Genomic DNA, 11,826 nt, shown 5'->3' on the forward strand with positions numbered 1-11,826 from the left:
TCAAGTTCTTGCGCCGCAATGGGTTCTAATCCACGGGCGACTGTGGCAAAGTAGTGGTTCACGTTTTGTGCAGGTGGGGACAATAAAAGTTAAAGGCGGGGGTTGTCATTTGTCATTCGTCATTTGTCATTTGTCATTCGTCATTTGTCATAGAGTAGGGCTTGCTGCACAAAGTTCATACCAAGTTGCGTTCTATCATGTCATTGGAGAGCGAAGCGAAGAATCTGGACAGATGCGCGAGCTTCATTCCGTTTCACTGCATTCTGCTCAGCATGACAAATTCTACCTTAGACTGCAACTTGGTATCAAACCTTAATAAATAAAGGTGATTAGATATACCGTAGGCAATGCCCACCAGCATACCAGTCAGTGTCATTCTTACGAAATCCTTGTAGTGCGAGCATCTTGCTCGCTTAATACCATCTTGCTCGCTTAATACAACGTCTAGCGATTTAATTAGCTGAACATTTTTGCAGTTTAGGGAAGCTCCCTTAACAAGGATTCAGTTAACAACGAGTCAGTGAATGAACCAGATTCATCAGAATCATCAAATAACTGGGTTATGTAATCAAAGTTTCCTTCACCGACATTTTTCCGCAAGATGTTGATAATTATTGATGGGTTATCATAGGGACCACTAATATAAAATGGTTTACCATTGCAACCCATTTGAAGTTTGGGTTGACCACTCCACTTGCCTAAATGAAATCGCGATTGCTGAAAATCTTGATGGGGTTTAAATCCTAATTGGTCGGCATAGTCTACGGCACTATACACTAGGGCTTGGGCTTGTTCAAGGGTAATTTTTTGAGTGCCTTCGGAAAAGCCTTGATAGGCGTAGTCTAGCATCTGTTTATATTCACTTGAATTCAGTTGACGGGGACCCATGGTATCCTTGACACCGAGACACCATAAATCTAGTAGGTAAGTACAAACGGTGAATCGGTCATACTTGGCTTGGCGGGTAATACAGACTAAGGCTAACCCTCGGTCAAGATTGTCCTCAGTTTCTTCAATTGGCTCAGTGTTGTCATGAAGATAATAGTCCGCACAGTTAGCGTTGACGAAACATTCGACAACGGGATCTAATTCTCCCGATGCAACATGGGCAAGTGTTTTTTCCTCCGCCTGTTCTTTTATATACGCGGTAACTTCAGCCGCCCGTAATCCGAGTTTGCGAGCAATTTGTTTCGGGGTTAAGTTGCGATCGCGTAGTTCGGTGATTTCCTGTTTTTGTTCGGGTGTCATAGTTTTGTCATTCGTCATTCGTCATACTCGAAGAGCGCGAGAAGATTGATGAATCAGGGCGGGTGCAAGTTGTTCATTTATTGGTAAGAAGCTACCGCTAGTTCCCAAACCCGCCCCTACAATTGTGGCTAAACCTCCTCCTACAGCTATAGGTTTCATTGTTCAATCAAGCGCCAGAAGCGATCATCTTGAGCGATCGCGTCAAAGTCCAAATCCGTTCTGGCTTCCTCACGATACGCCGGATTCAGGGCGATCGCTTTCTCCAAGTTGTCGATACTGAAGTGAGCCTGACGTTGGTGAGCATAGCCGATGGCTTTCTGATAAAAAGCTGGAGCATAATCGGGTTGAATGGCTAATGCCTGATCATAGCTCTCTAAGGCTTCCTGCTCTCGTTTCAACTTGAGTAACATATTACCTTTATAGGTCCACGCTTTATGAGACTCTGGTTTCAGTTCAATCGCCTTCTCAAACGAGGTTACTGCTTCTTCATACCGTTCCAATACCGCCAAGGCTAAGCCGCGATTAAACCAGGCTACCCCATCATCCGGTTGTACTTGCACGGCTTTGTCAAAGGAATTATACGCCTCTTCGTGTTGTTGGAGTGCGCCGAGTACCACACCCCGATTCACCCAAGCTTCATGGTAATCGGGTTTGATTTCCAACGCCTGCTCAAAGGATGCGATCGCATCTTCCCGACGTTTCAATCTCCCTAGCATCATTCCCCGATTTAGCCAGGCTTTGTAATCATCAGGCTGGATTTGAATCACCTTATTGAACGCCACTAACGCCCCTTCATAGCGCTGTAATTCTCGCAAAGTTAATCCGCGATAGTACCAGGTATCCGGGGCTTCTGGGGCGAGTTCTAGTCCCCGATCCAAGGATGCGATCGCGTCTTGGTAGCGTTGTAATTCCCATAAGGCGACACCGCGCTGATGCCATAGATTCGAGTGATCGGGTTGTAGTTCTAGGGCTTGATCATACCGTGCGATCGCCTCTTCATAGTCACCTTGGGCAAATAAATTATTCCCCTGATTAATATAATCCTTGACATTCAAGAAAAACTCAGGATGATTCTCATTCAATCGTTCCAGTTGTTCCGTCAGGGGTTGGATTTGTTGCAGTACATCAGATAAGGCGGATTCGGCAATTTCCGTGGGCGTAATCTCTGCTAATTTTTGCAGGATTTCCTCTTTTTGACGCTTAGCATCAGATTGGATATCTGTCAACTCATCGGTTAACATAGATTCCAATTTTTCCAGACTTTGGAATGCCTGATCTTTTCGCTCTTGAATCGCCGACTGGAATTGAGAAAATTGATGAGTAAACTCGGTTTGGATTTGACTCAAACTTTGCCCGGTTTGATCACGCTTTTCTTGTACCCCCGATTGAGTGGTTGAAAGCTGACGGGTTACCTCCTGTTCCAATTTCTTCAAATTACCCAAGGTTTGATCAATTTCTCCTTGAATTTGCGATTGAGATTGTTCCAGGTGGCGCGTCACCTCTTGGCGTAACCGTTCCACATCTGCAAAGGCTTTAGCTTGCTGCTGTTGCGCCTTTTCTTCCGCGTCGGTTTTAATCTCCGTCAATTGCGGTGAGAACTCTGAGGCGAGGCGTTGCAGATTCTCTAGAATACTCTCCCGTTCTTGTTTCGTCGTGGTTTGCAGTTGGGTTAATTCCTGTTTAAACTCCGTTTCTGCCTGTTGCAAATTCTGTAAAATCGTCGCTTTTTGGTTATCCAGTGACCCTTTCACTTGGTCAAGCTGGGGGGTAAACTCCTGCTGGAGTTTTTCTAAGTTCTGGAGAATCCTATCCCGTTGTTTTTGTGCCTGGTTTTGCAGTTGAGTTAATTGCTTGCCAAACTCCGTCTCTGTTTTTTGCAAGCGCTGGATAATCGCCGCTTTTTCACCTTGAGCCGCCTGTTGCAGTTTGGCGAGTTCCGGGGCAAATTCGGCACTCAGTTGTTCTAAACTCTGGAGAATTCCATCCCGTTGGTTTTGGGTTTGGTTAAACAGTTCCGCCAGTTGATTACTAAACGCCGTTTCTGAGTTTTTCAGGTTTTCCACCACCCGATCTTTTTCGGCGTGGGTATCCTGTTGCAATTTCACCAGTTCCGGGGTAAATTGGGCGCTTAATTGTTTCAGGTTCTCCAGGGTATCCGTTTGTTCCGATTCAACCTGAGAACGCAGTTGTGATAAATGATCAGAAAACTCGTTATCAACTTGGGCAAGGGCTTTTTGGGCGTCTTTAATATGGGTATTTAAATCCCGCAGTGCTTGTTGTTGAGAATCTGAGAGTTCACTCAGAAGCTGGGATGACTCCTTCTGCTTCATGCCAATATCTTCATAGAAGTCATCAGATTCTCGATTCAAATCATTCGCTAAATCTTCGGTACGTTCCAGAATCGCTTGTACCTGTTGATTCGCCTGATTAATCTTCCCTTCCAAGTCGGTTAATTCATTCAGATGCACCCGCACCAAATCCGCCACCTCACGAATTACCGCCCGTCGCAACAGGAATAAGCCAACAATAGCGGCAATTAACAGCAGCGCCAAAACCGCTAGGAGGACATTAAACAGGGTGGTGGTGCGACTAAAGGCGCGATTAGCTTCCGCCTGCACCTGTGTTCGGATGCTTTGTTCCTCCCGCAACTGTTCCAACTCTTCTTCCTCAGAATCAGAAAGCGCTTGAGATACTAACGCATCTTGGGCGATGGATTGAGGCTGGATCACGCCAACAGACAATAGGATAGTCGAAAAGACGACCGTACTTAACGATAGGAATGCCAAAGTCACCGAATTTATGCGCTTCATCAGAACGTCCTTTGCCTATTGCTCTCCCGTTGCCATCTGATTTCTAACCTTACCTCAAAATCAGGTTTGTCGTTGCGCTTTAAGCTTGTAGTTGCGCTCGATTCGCCGGCTCACCGTTACGTTATTCACCACAATGTAGAGACGTACCCTAGCATGAATGGTACTAACTGGCATGCTGGTGGGTTTCGACTTCGCAAGGGCCCACCCTAGGGTATATCAAGGGTTTCGGCGATCTAAAACCGCAAAGTTTCAGTGCCATTAACCTTTTATCATATCAAGAAATTGGGCAGTTAAATGTAGGGGGACGGCAATGCCGTGCCTGTTAAAATTGCCGTGTCCCTTAAAAGGGAAGATCAATTAGAATATTCTGATTTTTGGGATAATGCTGGGGGTTTTCTGGATCTTCTGCCCAACGCCCGGGATTTTCTTTAATATAGCGTCGGATAGTCTCTAACGATTTTTCATCTCGGTTGATGTGTTCGTAAAAATTACGTTGCCAGATTAAGAAGGAATTTAATCGCATTTTCCCCGCCACCACATCACCAAATAAACATTGCCGCGCTTTGGTGCAGAGGGTAATATAATAAGCCCCAGGTTGAGTGTAGTCGTACCCTTTGAGACGAATAGAACGGCGGTGGTGTTTGTCAGGGTTGTATGACATGGATCGAGGGCGATCGCGAATTGTTAATTATCTTTATCCTAACAAGATACGGTGAAGACACAATAAGTAGGTGGACACAATTAAAGTTAGCGGTGGAGATTAGGGAACAGGGAACAGGGAACAGGGAACAGTAAGGGTTTGAGACTTGTTTACATAACTTAATCTAGTTAAGTTTATTTGCACCAACCTACTTATGAACAAGGCACGCCAATGCCCTGTCCCTACAATAATCCAGGAATAATTGATTGGGTAGGGGTATGATACCATCGTACCCTTTTCCATTTGCCAGACACATTATTCTGTGGGCGCACAATGTTAACAGGGCATGGCAATGCCATGCCCCTACGATAATCCAGGGATAATTGATTGGGTGGGGGTAGATATTATCGTATCCTTTTCTATTTGCCAGACACATTATTCTTGTAGGGACACGATATCATCGTGCCCTTTTCAATCGGGAAGATAGGATATCATCGTATCCTTTTTCATTTGCCAGACACGTTATTCTGTGGGCGCACGATGTTAACAGGGCATGGCAATGCCATGCCCCTACGATAATCCAGGGATAATTAATTAGGTAGGGATAAGATATCATCATATCCGTTTCTATTTGCCAGACACATTATTCTTGTAGAGGCACGATATCATCGTGCCCTTCTCAATCGGGAAGGCGTTCTAATAATTCTCGCGTCATATCAGCGAAATATTCATCCTGATATTCGATAAATATCTCTAAGGCTGTCTGTAAATTAACCCTGGCTTCGGTGTAGTTTTCCTGGGCTTCTGCCAGTAATCCTAATTGTCCATAAGCGTTGCTCCGTACAGCTTGCACTTGTACTCTAGCTGACGTTTGAACTCATAAAAGCCCATGTCTTGAACAGCTTTCGCCAGTTTGTGATTAGCCATCATCCCAGACACGTTAAGATCCTCTACTCCTATTCGGCTGTGGTTTTGGGCTAAATAGGATGTGATGACTTTAACGGAAACGGCAATTATTTGGTTAGAGCAGGAACAGAAGCGAATTGGAGCTAACAGTCTAAGCGATACGATAGAGCGTATGGCACGAAACCGAAGCAAGCTACCCAAAAATGTCTAGCAATGGGTAGCTTTGGGTAGAGGTTTGGTTACAGCTTCTAACCCCGACACCCGACAATACAACTCGGTTAATCCACTCAAGACGGTTTCATACAGAAGGGTAGATAGTGGCGATGCGGGCGTTTATGGCGAAGACAGTGCAACTATGAACGTTATAATCAGGAATCGGTCAAAAGACGTGCGATCGCGCTGATTATGTCCCCCACTAAACCCTGTATCCCCATCCCACCCCCCCTGATGATGTCAGAGGAGGGTTCCTTTGCTCACCAGACACTGACGCAACGGTGGCTCACAATTATCCAAAGGGCGATCGCATCCAACAATTATCCCACCTCGATTACCCAGAGTCTGGACAACCTACGTCAGGAATTGCCCTATGGAATCGTGCGATCGCTCACCTGTGAAACTCAACCGGATTTAGAGGCGTGGAATACCTATATGTCACCCTACCAGGGAAAGCGCTGGATTGATATCCCCTGGTATCCCGCAGAAGCTTACCTCTACCGTCGCATCTTAGAAGCTACCCACTATTTTCAACCGGGAAAATGGCACCGAGTCGATCCCTTTGAACCCCAAAAACACAGCAGTTTGGCAAAGGTAATGTCCGCCATTGAGACAATGAGTGGCAAAATTAACACCTTTGTTGATGCTCAAGGACAATGGAACCGTACCGATTTAATCGCCCTCTTTTATTTTGCCCTTTGGGGAAATCGCATCGACTTAAGCCTGTTTCCCACTGACGCGGGAGAGAGTCAACGGATGAATATTGAAGCCTATCGCGAACAGGCAAATCTTTTAGTCGATCATACCCCCCAAATTACTGATCACATTGCTCACCTTAAGGGAGTTCGTATCGATTTAATTCTAGATAATGCTGGGTTTGAGTTGTTCTGTGATTTATGTGTAGCCGACTTTTTGGTGAACAGTGGAATCGCTCAACCAATTTACTTACATTTAAAGCCTCACCCAGTATTTGTGTCTGATGCCATGATTAAGGATGTTCAGCACACAATCAACGTTCTCTCTCAGCATAGCAATCAAGACGTACAATCTTTAGGAGAACGCCTCAAAAATTATATTGACAACGGTAACATAATCTGTTGCGATGATTCCTATTGGACAGCCCCCCTCGCCTTTTGGGAAATGCCAGAACGATGGCGTGATCAATTGAATCAATCCCAACTTGTGATTATCAAAGGGGATGCCAATTATCGCCGCTTACTGGGCGATCGCGAATGGGATTATACCACGCCATGGGAGGATATTGTCTGCTATTTTCCCGCACCATTTGCTGCCCTACGCACCTTCAAAGCTGAACTCGCGGCTGGATTACAACCGGAGCAAATTGAGAGATTGAATCAGGATGATCCGCAGTGGTTAACCAATGGGCAATGGGGCGTCATTCAATTTTTCAACCCACGCCAGTAGGTTGGGTTGATGCTTGTTACCCAACACAATAAGCTGTCATGCATTTAAATTGGGTATTAGTAGCGAGCAAGATGCAAAGCCTGCGGCATGGCTTCGCTTAACGCACTGCAAGGATTTCGCCATTATTGATATTAAGGTTTAAATGCCGAACAGCTTATCAGCGTCAAGCCCTTACTACAAACCCAATTATTATTCATCATTTAATTCATCGATTTTGAACTGTCGCACTTCTTCCAGACTCAACCCCGTTTTCTGACTAATTGTTTCCTCATCTAACACATCCAGAAGTTGCTTGGCAATTTCTCGACGGGTTTCTTCTTTCCCCTGTCTCAATGCCCGTCGAATCGCATTACGTTGATCGTGGATATATATTTCTCGCTGTTCTAAAGCTTCTAATTCTTCCCTAGTTAGATTCGCTTGATTCGCCACTTCAAAGGCTTTGCGAATTTCTGGCACTTGCGCCATGGTTTCGGGGATAGTCTCTAGAGTTCTAGCTGCTTTGATAAAATAAATCCATTGCTCAGTTAATGTCTCTAACTCCTCTAAGCTTTTGCTAAACTTGGGTAATTCTACAAACACTAACTCTAAATCATTAATTGGATAATCTGTCAAGAGTCTCTTTTCTTTGAGAATAAAATTAGAAATGACTTGATTCAGATGCTCAAACATTTCAAAGTCGGTAATAGTTAAAGCAATCACCGGACTCAGTATCGTATAATCTTCTCCAGGTTGTAATTGAATGGAATAGGCTTTCGCCGCGTTATATAAAATTCGCTTTTCAAAGCCTTCTACATTCAAAACTTGCATTTCAATAATCACCGTTTTATCGCCAGTTATCCTAGCCTTCACATCTAAGTACGTATCTTTAATCCCCTGAATTTGGGGAGCCAGATAGGGATTGAGAATTTCTACATCTTGGATAACGGCTCGTCCTTGGTAGAGCAGAGCATTTAAAAAACTGATGAGAATATCTTTGCTTTGCTCAGAACCAAATATTTTTTTAAAAGCAAAGTCAGTTTTAGGATTAATAAAAATCATATTAATAAGTAGGTTGGTGGAAATAAACTTAACTAGATTAAGTTATGTAAACAAGTCTCAAACCCTTACTGTTGCCTGTTGCCTGTTGCCTGTTCCCTAACCTCCACCGCTAACTTTAATTGTGTCCACCTACTTAAAGGGTGACAGCGATACAGATAGCTAGTGCGGCGCGGCGGAAATACTTGAGCAGCTTCGTAGATACGATGAAGCAGGGGGAGCAGGTGAAAATATTAGCTGTTCAGTATTGTTTTGTCAAGGGGGAATGTGATTTTCAAACTAGGCAATTAATTCCTGTAAATCCTTACTCTTTTGCCACCATAATCTGTTCAATAAACTGTTGCATTCGCTCAAAATGTGACCCTTGCCAATAAATCTGCTGACATGTTTTACAGCGATGAAATTCATCAATGGATTGTCGCGTTTGCTCCGGTAACTGATCCGCGATCGCGTCTTTTTCAACAGGTTCTAATACGCCATTACAGCGGATACACCGATGAAAGGGTAAAATAGCATCAAATAAATTGAAGCGGCGCAAAACTTCAACGATTTGTTCATCTGGATTTTTGGAGCGCACATAATACCCATACCTCACTATAGAACGCATCAGTAATCGGGTATCGCGAGTTAACAGAATCCGTTGCTCATCAGCGGAAACTCTCGCTAACTCTGGATCAGCGTAGTCATTGCGATAAAGGGTATCAAACCCCAACAACCGCAACGCATTGGCTAATTTACCTAAATGAATATCCAGGACAAATCGATACTCCTGGGGTTCCGGGGGACTCACCCGAATGCTAGGATTGATTTCATCTAACACCGAAATTGGACAAACCGTGACGCGATCGCGATCGTGGACAATGTAGGAAAAATCCACGGCTTCTCCATTAACCAAAATCCCATCCACTTCCGGATGAGGAACCCCCAGGGATTCAATCATATCCTTAATTGAGGTTCGCCCTTTAAACTCATGAGGAAAGCTGATATTACGTTTGTTTGGGGGCAAAAAATAATTCAATTCTGCCAGAAAATTAAATTCAGCAGTTGCCATAATAATCACCTTAATTCAAAACCAACCCTAACCATCTGTAGGGGCGGGTTTTACAACTATCCTTTTGGTTTGACCCCAATGTAAATAAACCCGCCCCGATCGCGTGAGCCACCCCGATAACCGGAACCCTAAGCACCTGTAGGGGCGGGTTTTACAACTATCCTTTTGGTTTGACCCCAATGTAAATAAACCCGCCCCGATCGCGTGAGCCACCCCGATAACCGGGCGGGTTTAGTTAAGTTATCGGTTTGTTGCTATAAGTTATCTGTCAAACCCGCCCCTACAGATCGTGCTGTATGAAACCCACCCCGAATCTATTAGCGATCGCGTTCTAAATCAAGGAATCAATCCTCGCCCTGCTTGCTGTTGCTCAATCCGATCCAAGCTTCCGGTAGGAATAGATGCAATAAGCTGGCGCGTGTACTCAGTTTTCGGTTCCCGATAGATACTCTCCGCCGCATCGATTTCCTCGATTTTGCCCTTATTCATCACCATGATCCGATCGCTCATAAATTTAACTACGCTTAAGTCATGGGAGATAAAGATATAGGTGAGTTTAAACTCACTCTGTAACTCCTTCAGCAGATTCAGCACCTGCGCCTGTACCGACACATCCAGAGCCGAAACCGATTCATCGCAGATAATAAACTCAGGATTTAATGCTAGCGCCCTAGCGATACAAACCCGTTGGCGTTGTCCCCCCGAAAACTGGTGGGGATAGCGGTTCATCCAGTCGGTGTTTAACCCCACTCGCTCAAACAAATAGGCGGCGCGATCGCGACGTGCTTTGCTATCCTTCCATTTATGAATCACCAATGGTTCCATCACCGCATCCCCAATCTTCATCCGGGGATCTAGGGAACTAAAGGGATTTTGGAAAATAATTTGCATTTTTTGCCGCATTTGCCGCAAGCGCTTACCTTTAATCTTGGTGATTTTTTTTCCGTGCCAAAAGACTTTACCCCCCATCGGTTCAATTAAACGCAATAACGTGCGGGCAAGGGTGGATTTACCACAACCTGATTCCCCCACGAGTCCCAAGGTTTTGCCTTGGTCAACCTCAAAGGACACATCATTGACCGCCATAATATAGCGTTTAGTTTTGCCAAATAAGTTGGATACAGGAAACCCCACTCGGAGGTTTTTAACGGCAAGTAGGACAGAGGGTGAGGCGTCAGAGATGGCGTGATTATCTCGCTGAACTTTTGCCCCATTTTCCTGCTCAAACGTCGGGAATTTTTCGCGAATTTCTACCTTACCCTTCTCTGTCGTCACCTCCTCCATGAAGTCAGCCACAGTGGGTAAGTATTTTAACTGTTTTTCCAAAGTAGGACGACAGGCTAATAATCCTTTCGTGTACGGATGCTGGGGATGAGAGAAAATCTGCAAAACATTGCCCCTGTCAACAATTTTTCCTCGATACATCACCGCCACACTATCGGCAATTTCAGCAATTACGCCTAAGTCGTGGGTGATAAAAATCATCGACATTCCGCGCTGATCCCGCAACTCCCGCAGTAAGTCCAGAATTGCCGCCTGTACGGTAACATCCAGGGCGGTACTGGGTTCATCCGCAATCAGAATCTCCGGATCACAGGCAATTGCCATCGCAATCATCACCCGTTGCAATTGACCCCCGGATAGTTCGTGAGGATAGCGCTTGAGCATTTCCTGTTTGCGCTGATTCAGGTACTGGCTAATGGCTCGATCAGTGAAGGCGGCGCGATCGGGATTTTCTTGTTCATACTCCTGCTTAAGTTCCTCATCACTCGGAATTAGCCGCACTTCTTGCAACCGTGCGATCGCCTGACGCCGTGCTCCGCCTTTGGAAATGTCCTGACCTTGGGAAATGTCCGGATGCTGTAAAATAGCCTCAATAAGCTGAAACCCGATTGTGTAGACGGGGTTGAGGGAACTCATCGGTTCCTGGAAGATCATCGAAATTTGACCGCCCCGAAACTGGCGTTTTCGTTCCTCATTCAGCTTCAGCAAGTCTTTGGGTTGAGCGCCATCGGCTTGAGGTTTAAAATAAATCTCCCCCTGAGTAATCTTACCCGGCGTTGACACTAACCCCATCACCGCCAGTGAGGTGACTGACTTCCCCGAACCCGACTCACCCACAATTCCCAGGGTTTGCCCCCGTTTCACTTGAAAACTAATTCCATCAACAGCTAGGACTTCCTTTTCATCGGTTTTGAATTTGACTTGTAGGTTGCGAACGTCGAGAACGGTATCAGCCATGACACTCTAAAACGAGAATTAATGGAAATTGTAACAAGCCAATGCCCTATCGTACCGCATCTCCATTGATTCGCGATCGTACTATCCCCGTTGTGACTCTATTCCAGAAAAAGTTCACAGCACATCGTAGGGTGCGTTAGCGTAGCGTAACGCACCATTACTCAAAGGTTGGGTGGTTACTACTTATCACTTAACTCAGTTACATATTGTTTGATGGTGGGTTACGGCACGAATCAAAATTCATTGGTTTATCGCTA

General features: G+C 45.1%; 11 protein-coding genes and 1 pseudogene. 3 read left to right on the forward strand and 9 right to left on the reverse strand.

The window, feature by feature from the left end; genetic code table 11:
* Positions 1-316, forward strand: a 316-nt coding sequence (locus tag RIG27_RS18060; RefSeq protein WP_446347397.1) for a hypothetical protein, incomplete at its 5' end; no start/stop codon positions are given.
* A 161-nt stretch (positions 317-477) separates the two neighbouring features.
* Here RIG27_RS18060 and RIG27_RS18065 read toward each other — a convergent pair.
* The 6 genes and pseudogenes from RIG27_RS18065 to RIG27_RS18090 all read right to left on the reverse strand — a co-directional run.
* A complete protein-coding gene (locus tag RIG27_RS18065; protein WP_446347399.1) occupies positions 478-1,266 on the reverse strand; it encodes a DNA-binding response regulator in 789 nt (262 codons plus the stop codon).
* A 3-nt stretch (positions 1,267-1,269) separates the two neighbouring features.
* Positions 1,270-1,407: a hypothetical protein gene (locus tag RIG27_RS18070; RefSeq protein ID WP_446347401.1), complete on the reverse strand. Its 138-nt coding sequence runs from the start codon at positions 1,405-1,407 to the stop codon at positions 1,270-1,272.
* Positions 1,404-4,058, reverse strand: coding sequence for a tetratricopeptide repeat protein (locus RIG27_RS18075; RefSeq protein ID WP_446347403.1), 2,655 nt, complete (start codon positions 4,056-4,058; stop codon positions 1,404-1,406). Before RIG27_RS18075 ends, RIG27_RS18070 begins: the two co-directional genes overlap by 4 nt.
* Positions 4,059-4,398: 340 nt before the next feature.
* Entirely contained in the window at positions 4,399-4,719 is a 321-nt protein-coding gene (locus RIG27_RS18080) for a hypothetical protein (protein ID WP_446347405.1), read from the reverse strand.
* Positions 4,720-5,377: 658 nt separating this feature from the next.
* A complete protein-coding gene (locus RIG27_RS18085; RefSeq protein WP_446347407.1) occupies positions 5,378-5,551 on the reverse strand; it encodes a hypothetical protein in 174 nt (57 codons plus the stop codon).
* Positions 5,524-5,691: pseudogene (locus tag RIG27_RS18090) on the reverse strand (IS200/IS605 family accessory protein TnpB-related protein); the annotation flags it as partial. The gene RIG27_RS18085 and the pseudogene RIG27_RS18090, both read right to left, overlap by 28 nt.
* Here RIG27_RS18090 and RIG27_RS18095 point away from each other — a divergent pair.
* Both RIG27_RS18095 and RIG27_RS18100 read left to right on the forward strand, forming a co-directional pair.
* Complete coding sequence (locus tag RIG27_RS18095) at positions 5,690-5,815, forward strand: hypothetical protein (RefSeq protein WP_446347415.1); 126 nt, start codon at positions 5,690-5,692, stop codon at positions 5,813-5,815. The pseudogene RIG27_RS18090 and the gene RIG27_RS18095 sit on opposite strands and share 2 nt — an antisense overlap.
* Positions 5,816-6,009: 194 nt before the next feature.
* The gene (locus tag RIG27_RS18100) at positions 6,010-7,242 is read left to right on the forward strand and encodes a damage-control phosphatase ARMT1 family protein (protein WP_446347409.1); all 1,233 of its coding nucleotides are present in this window, start codon (positions 6,010-6,012) and stop codon (positions 7,240-7,242) included.
* A 189-nt stretch (positions 7,243-7,431) separates the two neighbouring features.
* Here the strand turns inward: RIG27_RS18100 and RIG27_RS18105 are convergent, their stop codons facing one another.
* From RIG27_RS18105 to RIG27_RS18115, 3 genes are all read right to left on the reverse strand, one after another.
* Positions 7,432-8,280: an Rpn family recombination-promoting nuclease/putative transposase gene (locus RIG27_RS18105; protein ID WP_446340152.1), complete on the reverse strand. Its 849-nt coding sequence runs from the start codon at positions 8,278-8,280 to the stop codon at positions 7,432-7,434.
* 301 nt (positions 8,281-8,581) lie between these two features.
* Positions 8,582-9,328, reverse strand: coding sequence for a Mut7-C RNAse domain-containing protein (locus RIG27_RS18110; protein WP_446347411.1), 747 nt, complete (start codon positions 9,326-9,328; stop codon positions 8,582-8,584).
* Positions 9,329-9,664: 336 nt separating this feature from the next.
* The gene (locus tag RIG27_RS18115; protein WP_446347413.1) at positions 9,665-11,569 is read right to left on the reverse strand and encodes an ABC transporter ATP-binding protein; all 1,905 of its coding nucleotides are present in this window, start codon (positions 11,567-11,569) and stop codon (positions 9,665-9,667) included.
* Between the last annotated feature and the right edge of the window lie 257 nt (positions 11,570-11,826).

This window comes from Coleofasciculus sp. F4-SAH-05, from assembly GCF_040222985.1.
Taxonomy (GTDB): domain Bacteria; phylum Cyanobacteriota; class Cyanobacteriia; order Cyanobacteriales; family Coleofasciculaceae; genus Coleofasciculus; species Coleofasciculus chthonoplastes.